Source organism: Moritella sp. 24 (assembly GCF_018219155.1).
In the GTDB taxonomy this organism is placed as follows: domain Bacteria; phylum Pseudomonadota; class Gammaproteobacteria; order Enterobacterales; family Moritellaceae; genus Moritella.
Window position 1 is genome coordinate 4026024 of record NZ_CP056123.1, and the last position, 20193, is coordinate 4046216.

Annotated in this window: 18 protein-coding genes; 3 read left to right on the forward strand and 15 right to left on the reverse strand. The window is 40.4% G+C overall.

Going from position 1 to position 20193, the window contains the following annotated elements; all coding sequences use genetic code 11:
- Nucleotides 1–34: 34 nt before the first annotated feature.
- The 15 genes from rnhB to rpsB all read right to left on the reverse strand — a co-directional run bounded on the left by rnhB (nucleotide 35) and on the right by rpsB (nucleotide 14830).
- Nucleotides 35–634 (reverse strand): ribonuclease HII, encoded by a 600-nt coding sequence (gene rnhB / locus HWV00_RS17905; RefSeq protein WP_211683558.1) that lies wholly within the window; start codon nucleotides 632–634, stop codon nucleotides 35–37.
- Complete coding sequence (lpxB, locus tag HWV00_RS17910; RefSeq protein WP_211683560.1) at nucleotides 627–1805, reverse strand: lipid-A-disaccharide synthase; 1179 nt, start codon at nucleotides 1803–1805, stop codon at nucleotides 627–629. The genes rnhB and lpxB overlap by 8 nt, the downstream gene beginning before the upstream one ends.
- A 25-nt stretch (nucleotides 1806–1830) precedes the next feature.
- Nucleotides 1831–2601, reverse strand: a complete 771-nt coding sequence (lpxA, locus tag HWV00_RS17915; RefSeq protein WP_211683562.1) for an acyl-ACP--UDP-N-acetylglucosamine O-acyltransferase — start codon at nucleotides 2599–2601, stop codon at nucleotides 1831–1833.
- On the reverse strand, nucleotides 2601–3017 hold the full coding sequence (gene fabZ, locus HWV00_RS17920) for a 3-hydroxyacyl-ACP dehydratase FabZ (protein ID WP_370630525.1): 417 nt from the start codon (nucleotides 3015–3017) through the stop codon (nucleotides 2601–2603). Before fabZ ends, lpxA begins: the two co-directional genes overlap by 1 nt.
- Before the next feature lie 80 nt (nucleotides 3018–3097).
- A complete protein-coding gene (gene lpxD / locus HWV00_RS17925; protein WP_211683566.1) occupies nucleotides 3098–4108 on the reverse strand; it encodes a UDP-3-O-(3-hydroxymyristoyl)glucosamine N-acyltransferase in 1011 nt (336 codons plus the stop codon).
- A gap of 67 nt (nucleotides 4109–4175) precedes the next feature.
- Entirely contained in the window at nucleotides 4176–4673 is a 498-nt protein-coding gene (locus HWV00_RS17930) for an OmpH family outer membrane protein (RefSeq protein ID WP_211683568.1), read from the reverse strand.
- A 77-nt stretch (nucleotides 4674–4750) separates the two neighbouring features.
- Entirely contained in the window at nucleotides 4751–7198 is a 2448-nt protein-coding gene (gene bamA / locus HWV00_RS17935) for an outer membrane protein assembly factor BamA (protein ID WP_211683570.1), read from the reverse strand.
- 36 nt (nucleotides 7199–7234) lie between these two features.
- A complete protein-coding gene (gene rseP / locus HWV00_RS17940; RefSeq protein ID WP_211683572.1) occupies nucleotides 7235–8590 on the reverse strand; it encodes a sigma E protease regulator RseP in 1356 nt (451 codons plus the stop codon).
- Nucleotides 8587–9783, reverse strand: a complete 1197-nt coding sequence (gene ispC, locus HWV00_RS17945; RefSeq protein WP_211683574.1) for a 1-deoxy-D-xylulose-5-phosphate reductoisomerase — start codon at nucleotides 9781–9783, stop codon at nucleotides 8587–8589. The genes rseP and ispC overlap by 4 nt, the downstream gene beginning before the upstream one ends.
- A gap of 12 nt (nucleotides 9784–9795) precedes the next feature.
- Nucleotides 9796–10692: a CDP-archaeol synthase gene (locus HWV00_RS17950; RefSeq protein ID WP_211683576.1), complete on the reverse strand. Its 897-nt coding sequence runs from the start codon at nucleotides 10690–10692 to the stop codon at nucleotides 9796–9798.
- A 59-nt stretch (nucleotides 10693–10751) separates the two neighbouring features.
- Complete coding sequence (uppS, locus tag HWV00_RS17955) at nucleotides 10752–11522, reverse strand: polyprenyl diphosphate synthase (protein ID WP_211683578.1); 771 nt, start codon at nucleotides 11520–11522, stop codon at nucleotides 10752–10754.
- Nucleotides 11523–11590: 68 nt separating this feature from the next.
- Entirely contained in the window at nucleotides 11591–12148 is a 558-nt protein-coding gene (frr, locus tag HWV00_RS17960; RefSeq protein ID WP_211683580.1) for a ribosome recycling factor, read from the reverse strand.
- Nucleotides 12149–12301: 153 nt separating this feature from the next.
- Entirely contained in the window at nucleotides 12302–13039 is a 738-nt protein-coding gene (pyrH, locus tag HWV00_RS17965) for a UMP kinase (protein WP_211683582.1), read from the reverse strand.
- 77 nt (nucleotides 13040–13116) lie between these two features.
- Nucleotides 13117–13995, reverse strand: coding sequence for a translation elongation factor Ts (tsf, locus tag HWV00_RS17970; RefSeq protein WP_211683585.1), 879 nt, complete (start codon nucleotides 13993–13995; stop codon nucleotides 13117–13119).
- Between the two features lie 106 nt (nucleotides 13996–14101).
- Complete coding sequence (gene rpsB / locus HWV00_RS17975) at nucleotides 14102–14830, reverse strand: 30S ribosomal protein S2 (RefSeq protein ID WP_211683587.1); 729 nt, start codon at nucleotides 14828–14830, stop codon at nucleotides 14102–14104.
- Between the two features lie 485 nt (nucleotides 14831–15315).
- Between rpsB and map the strand changes: the two genes are divergently transcribed.
- The 3 genes from map (at nucleotide 15316) to dapD (ending at nucleotide 20039) form a co-directional block, all read left to right on the forward strand.
- Nucleotides 15316–16155, forward strand: a complete 840-nt coding sequence (gene map, locus HWV00_RS17980) for a type I methionyl aminopeptidase (protein ID WP_211683589.1) — start codon at nucleotides 15316–15318, stop codon at nucleotides 16153–16155.
- A gap of 89 nt (nucleotides 16156–16244) precedes the next feature.
- Complete coding sequence (gene glnD, locus HWV00_RS17985) at nucleotides 16245–18860, forward strand: bifunctional uridylyltransferase/uridylyl-removing protein GlnD (RefSeq protein ID WP_211683591.1); 2616 nt, start codon at nucleotides 16245–16247, stop codon at nucleotides 18858–18860.
- 147 nt (nucleotides 18861–19007) lie between these two features.
- Nucleotides 19008–20039 carry a 2,3,4,5-tetrahydropyridine-2,6-dicarboxylate N-succinyltransferase gene (dapD, locus tag HWV00_RS17990; RefSeq protein ID WP_211683593.1) on the forward strand — a complete coding sequence of 344 codons (1032 nt, stop codon included), beginning with the start codon at nucleotides 19008–19010 and terminating at the stop codon, nucleotides 20037–20039.
- Nucleotides 20040–20193: the final 154 nt, after the last annotated feature.

Here is a 20193-nt window from a genome sequence, read left to right on the forward strand (position 1 = left end):
ACAATAACGATAAAGTGGCGCCAGGCCACCTACCTTATTTTAATAGACCCAGCGCGCGTTGCACAGGTTTAAAACTTTTACGGTACTCTTCAGTTGGTCCAAGTTCCGCTAATTTTTCCATGTGCGCTTTGGTTGGGTAACCTTTATGCTGCGCAAAACCATATTCAGGGTAACGTTGATCAAGTTCTTCCATCTCGGCATCACGAACCACTTTTGCTAAGATAGACGCAGCACTTATTTCCGCTACACGTAAATCACCTTTGACAATCGCTTCAGCGGTCATTGGTAATGCAGGACAACGGTTACCATCAATAAACACATGTTCTGGTTGTACTGATAATCCAGCAACAGCACGTTGCATCGCAACCATGGTTGCTTGTAAGATATTCAGTTCATCAATCTCACTTGGACTACAGCGGCCAATACTCCACGCTAGTGCTTTTTCTTTAATTTCAGGAAACAGTAATTGACGCTTTTTTTCACTTAATTTTTTCGAATCCGTTAAGCCCACTATCGGGTTATTCGGATCAAGTATAACTGCCGCAGTAACAACGTCACCCACTAATGGGCCACGACCTACTTCGTCAACACCAGCAACCAGTTTTCCTTCAGGGTAAATTACATCATCATACATTTTTAGTTACCTGCTCTAATGCTGGGGTATTATTAATTAATTCAAGTACAGCATCTGCCGCTTTTTCATCTGCATTACAACGAATTTGTTCATGTAACTCAGTAAAGTGTGCGATCAAATCTGCATTGTCTGTTTCGAGTAGCTTTGCCATCTCGTCAGCGAGTATTTCAGGCTGGCAATCATCTTGTAAGCGCTCTGCAACAATCTCTTTTTTCGCAAGTAAATTTGGTAATGAGACAAATGGTGCTTTCATCAGACGTAACATGATTTGGTACGTCATTGGCTTAACACGATACCCGACAACCATAGCACGCTTCATCAACATGGTTTCGAGTGCTGCTGTACCTGATGCTAATAACACCGCATCTGCAACCGCCATCGCTTCACGCGCATGACCGTCTAAAACGATCACATCAAGATCAGGGGCTACTTCTTGCTTAATTGCGAGAAATTGTTCTTTGCGCAGTTCGTTAACCATAGGTACAACAAACTGTAAGTCACTAAAACGCTGTTTTAATAAAACGGCAGTTTCTAGAAAACTTGCTGATAACAGCCCGACTTCACCGGCGCGGCTACCAGGTAAAATCGCCACATAACGTTGCTTAGGAACAAGTTCTAATTGTGCTATTGCAGCTTGCTTATCTGCGCCTGCTAATGGAATAGAATCAGCCATCGTATGGCCAATGAAACGGCAAGGCACATCATATTCGTCATAGAATGCTTTTTCAAACGGTAGAAAAGCAAGTACCATATCCACTGCTTTTTTAATCTTAAATACACGTTTTTGACGCCATGCCCACACAGACGGGCTGACATAATGCACGGTTTTTATACCGTCAGCTTTTAGCTTTAATTCAATGGGAATATTAAAATCAGGCGCATCAACACCAATAAAGATATCAGGCGGGTTTTGTTTAAAATGGGCAAGTACTTCTCGTTTGACTTTAAACAGTCGAGGAAGACGACCAAGCACTTCGACAAGACCGAATACAGATAACTCTTCCATCTCAAACAAGGTATTAAAACCAAGCGCTTGCATGCGTGGTCCAGCGATACCCTCGAAAATGGCATCAGGATGACGAGATTTAATTTCTTTGATCAGGGCGGCAGCTAAAATATCGCCGGAGACTTCCCCGGCGATAATACCAATACGTAATGGTTTCGTTGTCATTGTAAGCTATCTATGAAGAATACGATTAACGAATAATACCACGTTCATTGGTTTTTAAAAATTCTGTAAACAAAGCAACGCTTGGTTGTTCATTTGCACTTTCTTCTAATGCTGCTAATGCTTCAGCAACCGTGTTACCTTGACGGAATAATACACGGTAAGCACGTTTAACAGCTTTAATCGCTTCAGCATCAAATCCACGGCGCTTAAGGCCTTCAGAGTTGATACCAAAAGGCTTAGCGTGATGACCCGATGCCATTACATACGGAGGGATATCTTTAATGATAACCGAACCGCCAGCAACAAAAGCATGAGAACCCACTTTACCAAATTGATGAATCGCAGCATGACCACCAAAGATAACAAAGTCACCGATGTGTACATGACCCGCTAATGTTGCGTTATTAGCAAAGATACAGTTGTCACCAATGATCACATCGTGTGCAACGTGGGCATTTACCATGAATAAGCTATTGCTACCAATTTTGGTTAAACCTTGATCTTGTACGGTACCGCGGTGAATGGTGACACCTTCACGAAAGACGTTATTATCACCGATCTCAAGACGCGTGTTTTCACCCGCATATTTTAGATCTTGGCATTCTTCACCGATCGAACCGTATTGGAAAAAGCGATTACCTTGACCAATTTTACAAGGACCGTTAATAACAACGTGAGAAGCGATAACACAATCATCGCCAATCTCTACATTCTCACCAACAATAGTCCAAGGACCAATTTTTACATTGTTACCAATTTTTGCGCTTTCATGCACAATAGCTGTTTCATGGATCACTAGTTAGCCTCTCGTTTCGCGCACATGATCTCTGCGTCACAAACCACTTTGCCATCAACTTTTGCAATTGCAGTAAAGCGACCGATACCACGGCGTTCTTTAATTAATTCGATGTGCAGATGTAAAACATCACCAGGCACAACAGGCTTGCGAAAACGCGCCTTATCAATACCAGCAAAATAATACAGTTCATTGTCTGCTGGACCGCCATCAGATTTATAACCGAGTAAACCCGATGCTTGTGCTAATGCTTCTAAAATCAATACACCCGGAAAAATAGGGTTAGTTGGGAAATGGCCAGTAAATTGAGGCTCATTTACCGATACATTTTTAACTGCATGTATCGATTTACCCGGTACATAATCCAATACACGGTCTACAAGTAAGAACGGATACCTGTGCGGTAGAAGAGTCATGATTTCTTGTATTTCAATTGTATTTAGTTGTTCACTCAAAATTTTTTTTCCTGTAGCAACGAAAGCTTTACTTCGTTTTTCTAGCTTGATTTTTCTAGTTTAGATAAGCGTTTATGCATATCATCAATTTTCATTACGCGGGCAGTTTGACGACGCCAGTCACGATTAGCTTGTGCTGGAATACCAGATGAGTAAAGGCCCGCTTTATCAATAGGGCGCATTACCATCGACATACCAGTGATATTAACGTTATCGGTTATTTCCATATGACCATTGATAACACTACCACCACCAATCATGCATTGTTTACCTAGTTTTAAGCTTCCTGCTAACAGAGTACCGCCAGAAATAGCGGTGTTTTCACCTATTTCAACATTATGGCCAACTTGACACTGATTATCTAAAATCACGCCATCAGCAATAATGGTATTATCTAATGCACCACGATCAATCGTTGTACACGCGCCGATTTCAACACGGTCGCCAATAATCACGCGCCCTAATTGTGGGATTTTGATCCATTTACCACCGTCATTCGCATAGCCAAAGCCGTCTGCGCCAATCACAGTGCCACTTTGGATCAAGCAATCAGCACCGATTTCAATATCATGATAAATAGTAACATTTGCCCACAATTTAGTGCTCTGACCAATCTTAGTATTTTTACCTATAAAGCAGCCTGCGCCAATGATCACATTGTCCGCTAATGATACGCCAGTTTCAATAACGGCATTCGCACCAATCGCCACATTTTTGCCCAATATCACATCATTCGCGATGACAGCACTTGGTGCAATATCAGTTGCAGGTGCAGGAGTCGTATCAAGCAATTGTGCGACTAGCGCAAAGCCAACGTACGGGTTTTTCATTACGAGCGCATTGGTATTACATGCAGCCAAGTCATCAGGTTTAACAATCACTGCAGACGCTGCAACATTCGCTAATTGTGCGCTGTATTTACTATCACTTAAAAAAGTAATACTACCCGGCTGTGCATTTTGCATCGAATTAATCGAACTAATCTCGATGCTACCATCGCCGTGTAGCTCAGCTTGAATTGCTGTTGCTATTTCTTGTAACGTCATTGCCATGTTAAACCTTTCTACCTATAAATAATTTTATACTATTTTACTACACTTTTACGTTCGCGAAATAGGATTACTTGCTTAATTCTTGTATGATTTTGTCAGAAATATCTAATTTTGGATCTAAGAATAAAGCAGCTTGTTTCGTGATCACAAGATCATAACCGTCACGCTTAGACACAGTTTCAATCGCGTTTTGTAATAATACTAACAATTTGTTATTTTCTTCTTGGCCACGACGCTGCTGATCTTCTTTAAACGCTTTACCTTTTAATTTCAGTTGCGCATCAAGTTCTTCTAATTTACGAATTAATTTAGTTTGCTCTTGTGGTGTCATTAACGCTGCATCACGCTGACGTTTTTCGTTCAATTCAACCAATTCTTTCTGTAATTTATTTAGTTCAATCGCACGTGTTTGGAATTCTTCATTTAGACGTTTACCAATCGCTTCACGCTGTGGTAATTGCTGTAATATTTTACCTGCATCAACAACAGCGTAACCAGCCGCACTTGCAGTAAATGATGCACCAAGAGCCAGTGCTAATGCTGTTGCTTTAATAAATTTTTTCATTTTAATCCCTAGTTAGATTACAACTTGTAAGCATACTTTCACATCAGGAAAGTATGCATTAATCAATATGAGTTAGTTTAGAAAGTGGTACCAATATTAAAGGTAAATACTTCAGTTTTATCGCCTTCGTATTCTTTCAGTGGTGTTGCTAACGAGAACACTAGTGGTCCCATTGGCGATAACCATTGCAAGCTCACACCAGCCGATGCGCGTAGACGTGAAGGGTCAGAATAGTCACCGTAGTATTCACAACCACCCAAACATGCTTGATTTGCATATGTAGAAGCATCAAATTCAGTATCCCATACCGAACCCGCATCAACAAATACTGTCGTTCGAACTAAGTTAGCATACTCTTCACTTAAGAAAGGCGTAGGGAAAATTAATTCAACGCTACCAGTAGCAAGTGCATTACCACCAATTGATGAATCAGTTGCTACGTAACCTTTATTACCACTGCCTGGGGCATTAGAGCTCTGCAAACCTTTAGGACTGATGGTATTACTGTTAAAGCCACGAACTGAATAGAAACCACCAGCATAGTAATTTTCATAAAATGGTAAGACATGATCGTCACCATTTGATGTTTTACCATAACCATTACCATAAGCTATACGACCACGCATTAAGACTGACCAACGGTGATTGGTTGATATTGGAATATAATACTTATTATCAAAGCTCATTTTAAAGTACTGTACATCAGAGCCCGGCACAGTCATCGTGAAGTTCGCTTTTTGCTCTGAACCAGATGTCGCAAATACACCACGGTTTAAGGTACGGCGACGCCAAGCGGCAGATACATCAAAACCTTGGAATACAACAAAGCTACCATCGTTATCAACTTCATCTTGATAAATATCCCAGAAAATATCTGTTTGTGCATAAGAGGTTGTTTGAGAAATCTTATTCCACTCATAGCCTAAACTAAAGCTCAGAGTATTATTTTCATTTACAGGGAAACCTAATGTACCCGATACACCATAAGTACGGTTGTTATAATCAACAATGTCCGCTTCTGATGCTTCAAAATCAGTGAAGTAAAGCTTTCCACCAAAGCTCACACCATCTACCGTGAAATATGGGTCGGTATAGTTAATGCTGGCATTTTTAGAGTAGTCATTAGTACTGACACTAATACCTGCTTTGTTACCTGTACCAAAGAAGTTATCTTGCTGAATACCTGCGTTTAAACTTAAGCCCGATTCAGAACCATAACCAATACCCGCATTAAATGAACCTGCAGGTTGCTCTTTAACTTGAACATTAACGTCAACTATATCCATTTCACCCGGTACGCGAACAGTATTGGTATTTACTGTTTCAAAGAAGCCAAGTTGATTTAGACGGGTTTTAGAACGGTCGATTAAACGATTAGATAACCAAGTACCTTCCATTTGGCGCATTTCACGACGTAATACTTCATCTTTAGTAACATCATTACCAGCAAAGTTAATACGGCGAACATAAATACGAGGGCCCGGTTCAACCGCAATGGTCAAGTTAACCGTATGGTCTTCATCATTGATTTCTGGGTACGTCGATACTTTTGGATAAGCATAACCAAAACGGCTTAAGTAGCGACTTAAGCTCTCTTCTGTTGCTGTGACTGTAGCACCGCTATAGAGTTCACCAGAACTTAACGCTAATAAACCACGTAACTCTTCTTCTTTATCGAGTAAGTCACCCGTTAAAGTAATATGCCCAAGCTTATATTGCTCACCTTCATCAACTTTAAGCGTAATATAAATACCTTGCTTATCAGGTGTCATTGATACCTGTGTTGATTCTGTCTTAAAACGGATATAACCGTTATCAACATAGTGACTGCGTAGCTTCTCTAAATCACCCGCAAGCAGCTGTTTTTGATACTGCTGATCAGCCATGAAGTTCCACCACGGCGTATGATCACTCAGCTCAAACAAATTCTTTAATGCAGATGTTGAATAAACTGTATTACCTAAGATATTAAGCTGTTTAATTTCTGCTGATTTACCTTCAACGAAACTAAATTTAATATCGATACGGTTACGTGGTAGCGGCGTAATGATTGTATTAATCTTTGCGCTATAGCGACCAGCACCATAATAGAATTCTTGTAAACCCTGCTCTACCGAACGAATAATTGTACGATCAATCGGTTCACCGACACGAATACCAGATGAATTAAGGCTTTCTTTAAGCTGCTCTTCAGGGATAGCTTCGTTACCAACAAATTCAATACTGCTGATCGTTGGTAATTCAGTGACTTTAAATACTAACGTTGATCCATCACGGTACAACTCAATATCATCAAAGTTACCAGACGCATACAACTTTTTCACTGCTAATGCGGTATCACTGCTGCTAACACTATCCCCTTCTCGTAGGGGAATATTTAATAGTGCGGCACCTAATGTGACACGCTGCAAGCCTTCAACTTGAATATCTTTAATAATAAAGCTATTTGCAGCAACTGCGGTTGCACTTGTAAATAAGCAGGCACCAGAAAGTAGTGCGCCAGCTAAATATTTATTAATTATCATTCTGATTAAATAATCCCTAAAACGCAATTCAATGACTTATAAACGAGCAAAGTCATTAAATAAGGCAAGTCCCGTTAATAGCATAATAATGACTGAACCTACTTTGAAACCGACTTCTTGAATCTTTTCAGATACAGGTCGACCAGTAATAAGTTCAAATGTGTAGAACACCAAATGGCCACCGTCTAATACAGGAAGTGGCATCAAATTCATTAAGCCTAGATTAACACTAATCAAGGCAAGGAAACCTAAGAAGTAAACCAAACCATAATCGGCACTGGCTCCGGCACTTTTGGCAATCGAAATCGGTCCGCTAAGGTTGTTTAACGAAATATCACCTGTGACTAAGCGACCAATCATCTTAAATGTGAGTGCTGTAAGTTGCCAAGTACGCTCAACCGATTGTTGTACTGAATCTAGAATACCATATTGAATATCAACAAGATAATCTTCAGGATAGCTAGCAACAACAGGAGCAACACCTAAATAACCTTTTAATACTCCGTCTGGTCCTGTTTTACCTTCCGGTGTAACATTTAATGCTAACTGCTGGCCATTACGAAGAATGGTCACAACTAACATTGAATTAGGGCTATTTTGAATTTTGTCAACCAACCCTAACCAGCTATCAATAGGCTGTTGCGCTACCGCTATAATTTTATCACCTGCTAATAATCCAGCACGTTCACCGGCACTACCAGGCATAACTTGCGCTAACTCTTGACTAACAGCTGGTCGATAAGGTGTTAGACCAACACTTGTTATCGGTGATTCGCGCTCAGGATCAAACTGCCAGTCGCGTAAATCAATTTGTCGAGATACCGTATAATTTGTCTCTTCAAGATATAACTGAACAGACATCGATGGTTCACCCATGTGTTCAATTAATTTAAGACTAACATCATTCCAGTCTTGAACATCTTGTCCATCAATCGCGGTAATAATCGCTCTATTCGTCACGCCCGCTTGCGCCATAACAGACTGCGGAGCAACTTCACCAATAACCGGTTTCACGCTAGGAACACCGATCATAAACATAAACCAAAACGCAACAATGGCTAACGCAAAGTTTGCTAAAGGCCCTGCGGCAACAATCGCGATCCGAGCTAACACAGGTTTACGATTAAACGATTGTGATCTCAACTCTTCAGGTACGTCATCAACACGTTCATCAAGCATTTTAACGAAACCACCAAGTGGGATCATTGCGATGACATATTCAGTGCCGTCTTTACCTGTACGCATCCATAAGGTTTTACCAAAACCAATCGAAAAACGTAATACTTTCACGCCGCATCGACGTGCAACCCAAAAGTGACCAAATTCATGTATAGCAACTAAAATACCAAGGGCAATAATAAATGCACCTAGGTTCCATAAAGACGATATCATTTTGTTACTCTATTTATTGTTTGCAGTGTTTCAACGCGCGCGATTGCATCAATATCAATTAAGGCATCAATATTATCTGGTTCTGAAATAGTAAGACCATTCAATACGGTTTCATTTACACGAGCAATATCAGTGAAGCCAATCTGTCCATTTAAGAAAGCATCAACTGCAATTTCATTGGCTGCATTTAATGTTGTAGTAGCAGCTTGACCTTGATAACAAGCATCAATCGCTAATTTTAAGCAAGGATAACGTGCATAATCAGGCTTTAAGAAAGTCAGTTCACCCATTTCAAAAAAATCTAATGGTTTAACACCAGAAGGGACACGTTGTGGATAAGCCATCGCATGTGCAATTGGCGTACACATATCTGGTTCACCCATCTGTGCTAATACCGAACCGTCAGTATATTTCACCATTGAATGGATCACAGACTGAGGATGAATAACAACTTGAATCTGCGCTTCGTCAGCATTAAATAACCACTTAGCTTCGATATACTCCAAGCCTTTATTCATCATAGTGGCAGAGTCAACGGAGATCTTCTGTCCCATTGACCAATTAGGATGAGCACAAGCTTGCGCTGGTGTTACATTTGCTAAATCCGCGATATCACTATAACGGAACGGACCACCAGAGCCCGTTAACAAAATTTTGCTAATACCTTCTGCAACTAAATCACAAAAACCTAAATTTGTTTGTACCGCAGTCGGCATTGATTGAAAAATAGCATTGTGCTCACTATCAATCGGTAACAATTCAGCACCGCTCGCTTTCACTTCTTCCATAAATAACGCACCAGACATAACGAGTGCTTCTTTATTTGCCAGAAGAATACGCTTACCGGCACGAACAGCAGCTAATGTCGGCATTAGCCCTGCAGCCCCCACAATCGCAGCCATAACCATATCTGTATCATCAAGCGCTGCGACCTGGCATAACGCATCTATGCCAGAAAGTACTTCTGTAGAACAATTAAGTGATTTAAGTTGTTGCGCTAACTGGCCTGCGGCAACGTCATTAAGCATCACTGCATAACAAGGTTTAAACTCTAAACATTGTGCAAGCATCTCAGTAACATTACTATTCGCAGTTAAAGCCTGTACCCGAAAGCGCTCAGGATTTTGACGAATAACTGCAAGGGTACTTTTACCGATCGATCCAGTCGCACCCAATATCGTTAATCCAATCACAATAACGCTCCCTTAAAAACAAACTAAATAAATAACAGCAAATACAGGTAATGCGGCAGTTAAACTATCAATACGATCTAAAATACCACCGTGACCAGGTAATAACGTACCACTGTCTTTTACACCGGCTTCACGCTTAAACATACTCTCGTTAAGATCACCCAATGTTGATGAAATTGACGTTACAAAACACGTGAACAAAACTATGACAAGCTTAGTGCTATCAAGTTCCCCAGAAGGTGAAACAGCCATCACAACCGCAGCAATTAACGCGATAATCATAGATACAGCAACGCCACCTAAAAAGCCTTCGCGAGTTTTACCAGGGCTAACTTTAGGCGCTAGTTTATTTTTACCAAATTTCTTACCAGTAAAGTAAGCGCCTGAATCTGCACCCCATACCAAGAACATAACAAGCATCACTAACCATGCGCCAGACAACTGATCATGCGCATAATCATAAGAGCGCAGTGCTAACATAGCCCAGAAAAATGGCACTAAGGTAACAATACCAAACACAACTTTAACCAACGTATTCTTAGTCCATGCTTTTGCACTATTTGGATATGTTAATACTAAAGCAGCGCAAATTACCCACCACACAGCGCCAATACTTAAAATCGCACTTACTAGAGGTACTAAGACAATTTCACCGTCACTCACATGCCAAATATTACGTACATCCGGTGGAATAACGAGTAATGTTGCACCTAGGATAAGTGAATAACCCACAATCAACGCATTCGGTAATTTAGTATTGTTTTTATCAACCAATACCGCCCACTCTTTTGTTGCTAAGATAAATACGCCTGCAATTGCAAGTGCATACCATTGCAGTGGTAACAGAAAGATAGCTGCGAGAGCTAAAGGCGCTAATACTAGCGCAGTGATAATTCGTTGCTTAAGCAAAAGTTGTTCTCCTATTGAAAAGTACTCAGAATTTATCTCAGTACTCACTTAATTTATGTTTATTTCTGCTGTGTTAAAATAGCTCTGACTTGTTCACCAGTACCGCCGAAACGACGTTCTCGATTTACAAAACTAACAATTGCATCTTCAAACGCAACATTGTCGAAATCAGGCCATAACGTATCAGTAAAATACAGCTCCGCATAAGCCAATTGCCACAATAAAAAGTTACTAATTCGATGATCGCCACCCGTACGGATCATGAGATCTACCGCGGGTTGATCAGCCATTGCAATATGTTGGCCGAGCATATTATCATCAATTTGATCGACACTAATTTCACCCGTTTTAACCGCGATTGCAATCTGCTTAGCGGCATGAGCAATATCAGACTGCCCACCGTAGTTGGCTGCAATATTGAGGGTTAATTTGGTATTATGGCGAGTTAACGCTTCAGCGTCAGCAATTTTGGTTTGAATAGCAGGACTAAATGCAGAGGTATCGCCAATGATTTTCAGGCGGATTTCATTTTTGTGTAGTTTTTTAACTTCTCGCGTTAACACTGTCATGAATAACTTCATCAACATGCTAACTTCAGCTTCAGGTCGGCGCCAATTTTCGCTACTAAATGCAAATAGCGTTAAGGATTCAACCCCAATAGTTAATGCACTACTTACAACTCGACGAACAGACTTAACACCTTCATGGTGGCCTTTAATACGTATTTTGCCACGCTGTTCAGCCCAACGCCCATTGCCATCCATGATGATTGCAACGTGCTTAGGTTTCGAGTCATTCACTAACGCTTCGAGTTCGCTGGAGTTTACCATTACTATTTCTATCCATTATAAATTAAAACGCCGTGTCAAAACACGGCATTTTAAGCGTGTAAAATAAATTACACTTCCATTAAGTCTTTTTCTTTATCTGCTAATACAGTATCAACTTGCTTGATATAGACATCAGTCAGTTTTTGGATTTCGTCTTGTGCACGGCGATCATCATCTTCACCGATTTCTTTTTCTTTTAATAGTGCTTTAATATCGCCATTTGCATCACGACGGATGTTACGAATAGCAACACGGCCTTGTTCAGCATCTGCACGTACAACTTTGATTAAACTCTTACGACGTTCTTCAGTTAGCGCAGGTAGTGGGATACGGATATTCGTACCAGCAGACTGTGGGTTAAGACCCAGATCAGACATCATGATTGCTTTTTCTACAGCTTGAACCATCGTTGCATCAAACACTGTAATGCTTAATGTACGTGAATCTTCAGTACCAACGTTACCAATTTGGTTAAGTGGCGTGTTAGCACCGTAGTAAGAAACTGTAATACCGTTTAGGATACTTGGGTGTGCACGGCCAGTTCGAACTTTAGATAGTTGACCTTTTAATGCTTCGATAGTTTTGCCCATGCGGGTCTGAGCGTCATCTTTAATTTCGTTGATCACAACGTCTTCCTTAAATTTGTCGAGCAGTGCTAAACACTGTCTTATTTATGAGAATTTACTTACTTAGTGTAAATCAATTCAATTTAGAGGTCTTGTTATAATCCCTCTAAACTTTAAACTATTGTATTTATTTACTGAATTTGAGACTCAGTTTTATTTCTTTGCTGCATTTGAAATCAATGTGCCTTCAGCTTCACCCATAATAACACGACGTAAAGCGCCTGGCTTAGTCATGTTAAATACACGCATAGGTAAATTATGGTCACGTGCAAGAGTGAATGCAGATAGATCCATAATTTTAAGTTCTTTTTCTACAACTTCACGATATTCAAGCGTATCGTAAAATTCAGCATTTGGATTTTTAACTGGATCTTCAGAGTATACGCCATCAACTTTTGTCGCTTTTAATACGATATCAGCTTCAATTTCAATACCACGTAAACACGCTGCAGAATCTGTTGTACAGAATGGGTTACCTGTACCAGCTGAGAAGATTACTACTCGGCCTGTTTTTAATAAACTAATTGCTTCAGCCCAGTTATAGCTGTCACATACGCCACGTAATTCAATTGCAGACATTAAACGAGCATTCACATAAGCACGGTGGAGTGCATCACGCATTGCTAAGCCATTCATCACAGTTGCTAACATGCCCATGTGATCGCCCACTACACGGTTCATACCCGCTTCAGCAAGACCTGCACCACGGAATAAGTTACCGCCACCAATAACCAAACCAACTTGAACACCTAGCTCAACAATTTCTTTAATCTCTTGCGCCATGCGATCTAGAACTTTAGGGTCAATACCAAAATTCTCGTCTCCCATCAGAGCTTCACCACTAAGCTTTAATAAAATACGACGATATGCAGGTTTCGGGTTGGTAGTCATAATGATCTCTCTATCCTAATTGTGGAAAAACCGCAGCCTAAGCCGCGGTCTATATTAAATCTTAAGCAATAATTAAATTATGCTTTTTGTGCTGCTGCTACTGTAGCTGCAACTTCAGCTGCGAAATCATCTTCAGCTTTTTCGATGCCTTCACCAACTTCGATGCGGATGAAAGTTTCAACATCTGCGCCTTCTTCTTTAAGAAGTTGACCAACAGTTTTTGAAGGTTCCATGATGAAAGCTTGACCAGTAAGGCTAACTTCACCAGTGAATTTCTTCATACGGCCCACAACCATTTTCTCAGCGATTTCTTGTGGCTTGCCACTTTTAACTGCGATATCGATTTGAATTGCGCGTTCTTTTTCAACAACTTCAGCTGGAACGTTTTCAGGTTTAACGAATTCTGGTTTAGCTGCTGCTACGTGCATAGCAATTTTCTTAGCTAATTCAGCGTCGCCGCCTTTAAGAGAAGTAACAACACCGATAGTACCGCTGTGTACGTATTCAGCTAGGTTGTCACCTTTAACTACTAGAACACGACGTACGTTGATGTTTTCGCCGATTTTAGCAATCAGGTTAGCACGTGCTTCTTCAACAGTTTGACCCGCTTCAAATTCAGCAGCTAGAAGTTCTTCAGCTGTAGTGAATTCACCAGCAAGTGCAACGTTTGCAACTTGATCAGCAAATGCTAGGAAGCTTGCATCTTTAGCAACGAAATCAGTTTCAGAGTTAATTTCAACTAAGATAGCAACGCCGTTGCCAATTTTAGTTTTGATAACACCTTCAGCAGCGATACGGCCAGCTTTTTTAGCAGCTTTAATCGCGCCTGATTTACGCATATTTTCAATTGCAAGTTCCATGTCGCCTTCAGAAGCAACAAGCGCTTTTTTACAATCCATCATGCCTGCAGCTGTACGTTCGCGCAGTTCTTTAACCATTGCAGCAGTAATTGCCATGGGTAATTTCCTCAATTCTTATACAAAAAAAAACAGGAGCCATATGGCTCCTGCTAACTAAATAGTGCACTTAGTTAATAAGAGCATCGATTAAATCGAAAAGCTATTATTTAGCTTCTTCGATGAAGTCGCTTTCAGCTTGTGCAGCGATGTCTTGATTACGGCCTTCATTTACAGTTGCTGCAACAGCACCCGCATAAAGTTTGATAGCACGGATCGCATCATCGTTACCAGGTACAACGAAATCAATGTTGTCTGGGTTTGAGTTTGTATCAACAATAGCTACTACTGGGATACCTAGGTTGTTAGCTTCTTTAATAGCGATGTGCTCATGGTCAGCATCGATAATGAAGATAACGTCTGGTAAACCGCCCATAGTTTTGATACCACCAAGGCTTTTCTCTAGTTTTTCCATTTCACGAGTGTTCATTAGAGCTTCTTTCTTAGTAAGTTGCTCGAATGTACCGTCTTGTGATTGTGCTTCTAGAGTAGTTAGACGTTTGATTGATTGACGAACTGTTTTCCAGTTAGTCAACATACCGCCTAACCAGCGGTGATCAACGTAGAACTGGTCACATGAAAGTGCAGCTTCTTTGATTGTTTCGCCAGCAGCTTTTTTAGTACCAACAAAAAGAACTTTACCTTTTTTGTCTGCAACGTTCTTGATGAAACCAAGAGCTTCGTTGAACATAGGTACAGTTTGTTCTAAGTTGATGATATGTACTTTACTACGAGCACCGAAAATGAATTGCTTCATTTTTGGATTCCAGTAACGAGTTTGGTGACCGAAGTGAACACCAGCTTGTAGCATATCGCGCATTGATACAGTAGCCATTATAAATTTCCTTTGTTTTGTATGGGGTTAGGCCTCCACACATCCCATTTTTTCGACCTCAACCTCTAAATAATCGCAAGAAAATCAAGCAATTATCAAACAAAGCAAAAGCACCCCGATAAATGTGACGATGTGTGTGTGATTTATATAAAATATGTGTGTATGAGATTAAACAAACAGCCAGTAACTGGAATTTGCCAATTCATTGCGCGCTTTATACCATATTCAGATAAATAGCACAAATTTTGCGACACTCTTTTACGGCAAAAAATGAGCGATGAAGTTACGCGCACTCTTTATTTTAGCGGGTTATAAGAAATTTTCTTGTCGTTAAAATTAATTATTAATCCACAGACAAATACCCATAAAGAGCAATAACGTGAATAGAGCCTTTGATACATAGAAAAAATTTATGCTTCTCACTCTCATTAGCGTTACAATAATAGTTATAAGACAAAACACCCAATATATTTAAAGAGTGAAAAATGAGCGTAATCATTAAGACTGAAGATCAAATCGAAAAAATGCGTGTTGCAGGCCGTCTAGCAGCACAAGTACTAGAAATGATAGAACCATTTGTTGTTGCCGGTGTGACTACTCAGGAGCTAAATGATCGTTGCCATGAATTCACTTTAGCAAACGATGCATTATCAGCACCGCTATTTTACCCTAGCTACGATGAAAATGATGACACAGCATTTCCAAAATCAATCTGTACATCAATTAATACCGTTGTTTGCCATGGTGTACCTGATGAACGTCCTTTAGAAGATGGCGATATCGTTAATCTTGATATTACCGTGATCAAAGATGGCTTCCACGGCGATACATCTAAAATGTTTTTCGTTGGTGAAGTATCACCACGTAACAAACAACTTTGCCGAATTGCACAAGAAGCATTATACGACGGTTTACGTCAAGTAAAACCGGGTACACGTTTAAGCCGTATTGGCGAGATCATTGAGAAAAAAATCAAGACTCACAATAAAGCAAATCCAACACGTAAATACTCAATCGTAGAAGAATACTGTGGCCACGGCATTGGTGAAAAATTCCATGAAGAACCACAAGTATTACATTACAAATCTCGCTTCAACGAAAGCAATCAGAACCTAGTGCTTAAAGAAGGCATGTGCTTCACGATTGAACCTATGATCAATGCAGGTAAGAAACACAATGAAGTTGCAGATGATCACTGGACAGTATTAACAAAAGATAATAAAAATTCAGCACAATGGGAACACACACTTGTTGTAACCAAAGATGGCTGTGAAATTCTGACATTACGTGATGAAGAAACAATCCCACGTATCTTAAAAAACTAAATATTACATAAAACTAATACACGATTAGTTAATATGAGAGCAGCGCCCCGCTGTTCTCATTTCTCTATCGAACTCCAGGAAGGCGTCGCATGGATCCAACTCAATATGTCCCCGCATTACTCTCAGATGAAGAGTTAACACTTAGTCATTGTAAATCACACATGCAAGAATTTCAGGCATGGCTTGAACAACGCTTTTTTGATGGTGATGATATTATTGCGTTAGTATCTTGTCGCGCTGAATATATGGACCAATTGCTCAATCGACTTTGGCAAAAATTTGGATTATCAACACATCCAAAATTAGCTCTCGTCGCCGTTGGTGGTTATGGTCGTGGTGAATTACATCCTAAATCAGATATTGATTTATTGATCACCACTACATCACCATTAACAACAGAACAAGAACAGGGTATATCCGAATTTATTACCATGTTATGGGATCTTCGCCTAGAAGTTGGTCATAGCGTACGCACCATTGAGGAATGTTTAGAGCAAGGTTTAAGTGATATCACTATTGCGACTAATTTACTAGAATCGCGATTAATCACGGGTTCAGAAGATACTTACGCACAACTACAAGATATTATTGAACCAGAAAAATTTTGGCCAAGCCAAGATTTCTTTCAAGCCAAACATGAAGAACAACTTGCTCGCCATCATCAATTCAAAGGTTCCTCATACAACTTAGAGCCCGATCTAAAGAGCAGTCCAGGCGGACTACGTGATTTACAAACCATCCTATGGATCACACGTCGTCATTTTGGGTCTAACAGTTTCTTTGAGCTAACCAACCACGGCTTTTTAACTAAAGGTGAATATCACGAACTCGAAGATTGTCAGAACTTCTTGTGGCGGGTTCGTTTTGCCCTTCACCTTGGCTTAAAACGTTGTGACAACCGCTTACTGTTCGATAGACAGACAACGGTTGCTGAAGCATTAGGTTATCGTGGTGAGGGAAACCAAGCCGTCGAAATGATGATGAAACAGTTTTATCAAACAGTAAGACGCGTGACTGAATTAAATGAAATGCTGTTGCAACTGTTTAATCAAGCGATTCTTGGTCATGTGGGCATGGATGTACGTAACATCACCCCTGATTTCCAACTTCGTGGTAGCTTGATTGATACAACCTGTACAGACCTTTTTACGCGTCGTCCTAGTGCCATTATTGAGCTGTTTTATCATATTGCTGACAACGAGCAAATCACGGGTATTTATGCCGGAACAATACGTGAACTACGTGACGCAAGACGTAAACTCACGACTTGGCTAGAAGACATTCCTGAATGTCGTGAACAGTTAATGTTATTACTGAAGCACCCGAACGCATCTGGATTAGCACTTACATTCATGCATAAGCACGGCGTCATTGCCGCTTACATTCCACAGTGGAGTCGTATTCTTGGGCAAATGCAGTTTGATTTATTTCACAACTATACAGTAGATGAGCACACCCATCGCTTAGTTAAAATCATCAACTCGTATAAGCGTGAAGAAACCAAAGAAACACATCCTCTGTGCTGTGAAATATACCCGCGTTTAGAAAAACCGGAACTACTGCTCATTGCAGCTATCTTCCACGACATAGGTAAGGGTCAAAAAGGTAATCACTCCGAAATTGGAGCCATTGATGTACGTGCATTTTGTAAAAAACACGGTATTAATAAAGCAGATCGCAAACTGGTTGCTCGACTAGTAAAATATCATTTACTTATGTCAGTAACGGCACAACGTCGTGACATCCACGATCCAGAGATCATTACCGAGTTCGCTCGTACCATCGGTGATCAAGAGCATTTGAATTACTTATACTGCCTCACCGTAGCAGATATTTGTGCGACAAATGATACATTATGGAATAACTGGAAAGGCTCACTGTTGCGTGAGTTATATTTCCTTACCCAACAAGCTTTACGTCGTGGTTTAGAAAACCCGCTCGATGCCAAGTTCAGAATTAGGAATAATAAAGATACCGCGCTGGCCTTGTTAGAAAATAGCCGATTTAGTCTCGAACAGATCCAAGCTCTGTGGAGCACATTCCGTTCGGAATATTTTTTACGTAACGATCCGAGTCAGATCTGCTGGCATACCACAGGTATCCTCAATCATGAGGACCCAGCTCTGCCATTAGTACTAATTAGTCAGAACAGTAGCCGTGGCGGTAATGAAATTTTTATTTATGCCAAAGACAATAAGCACCTATTTGCTTCTGCCGTATCCGCATTGGGCAATAAATGTTTAAATATTCACGATGCTAAAATAACCTCAAGCCGTAATGGTTATGTTCTTGATAGCTTTGTAATCTTAGACCAAAGCGGAGATACCCTAGCCCCTGATCGTGTTTATGCTCTGCAAGAATCATTAGAGACTGTCTTAACCGCCGCAAAAGCACCCGTGTTAAGAAAGCAACGTATTCCGCGACAAATAAAGCAATTCTCAGTGAAAACCAAAGTGACCTTTTTAGCCACGAAGAAAAAGCGTACTTTTGTTGAAATTATCACTTTAGATACACCGGGACTACTTGCCCGTATCAGTGCTATTTTGAGTTCTGAAAATATCGTTTTGCATAATGCTAAAATTTCAACGATTGGTGAGCGCGCTGAAGATTTCTTTATTATTTCGGGTAATAACAATCAACCACTATCACCAGAACAACAAGCTGAATTACGTCATAACCTGATCACCGAATTAGCAGACAACTAACGGCTAGAGAAAGAACAAAGACAACTTTTCTTTGAAACCATAAAGACAAGTGTGATAGAACTAACAGTTACATCTAAAAAATAAATACTCAGATCCGGCGTGATGTATGAATATCACGCCTTTATTCTAAATGGAGATTTCTCAGCTATGGCAACTTTTTCACTCGCTTTCGGTAGTGCTACTAAAAATACTGCTGGTAAAATTATCGAAGCTTTTTTCCCTAACCCTCTGCTAAACCCAAGTGATAAACTTGTTGCCGACATTAGCGAAGCCGTTAATTACCAAGGTAAAAATGAAGTTATTGAAGTAACGTCAGCACAAGCTGTACAACTTGCTACAGTATTTACAGCAAACGATGATACAGCCAATGCTAAATTTGCTAACGCAGCAGCGAAAAGCAAACAACCACTTGTACTTGTAATCCTTGCTACAGACGAAAAGCCTGCATCTGTTGCCGAAGGTTACTTAAAGCTACAACTCATCTCACATCGCTTAGTTAAGCCGCATGGCACTGTTCTAGACGGTATCTTTGGCTTATTACACAACATCGCTTGGACTAACCAAGGCCCTATCGATTTACCTGAACTTGCAGACCGTCAAATTGAAGCCCGTCTTGCAGGTGAAGTATTAACGGTAAGCTGTGTTGATAAATTCCCTAAAATGACTGACTACGTTGTACCAACAGGTGTACGTATCGCTCACACAGCGCGTGTACGTTTAGGTGCACATGTTGGTGAAGGCACTACAATCATGCATGAAGGTTTTGTTAACTTTAATGCTGGCACAGAAGGTGTAAGCATGATTGAAGGTCGTATCTCTGCGGGTGTTATGGTTGGTAACGGTTCAGACATCGGTGGTGGCGCATCTATCATGGGTACATTAAGTGGCGGTGGTCAGTTAGTTATCTCAATGGGCGAAAACTGCTTACTTGGCGCAAACGCTGGCTTAGGTATTCCAATGGGTAACCGTTGCACAATTGAATCAGGCTTATACATTACAGCGGGTTCTAAAGTTCAAATGCTAGATGCAAACAACCAAGCAGTTGAAGTGGTTAAAGCACGTGACTTAGCAGGTAAAGATGACTTGTTATTCCGTCGTAATTCAATCTCAGGCACGATCGAATGTTTAACCAATAAATCAGCGGTTGAACTAAACGCAGAGCTACACTCAAACAACTAATTCTTGGTTTTGATTGATGCTTTTAAATAAGTAGCTCTTAGTGTTAGCGTGATAATAATGCCCAGTTATACTGGGCTTTTTTGTGCCTTAAAATCACTTAGCGGCATCAATGAGTCAAATAAATTCCTATTCGGCTCACTAAATAATGCGAATC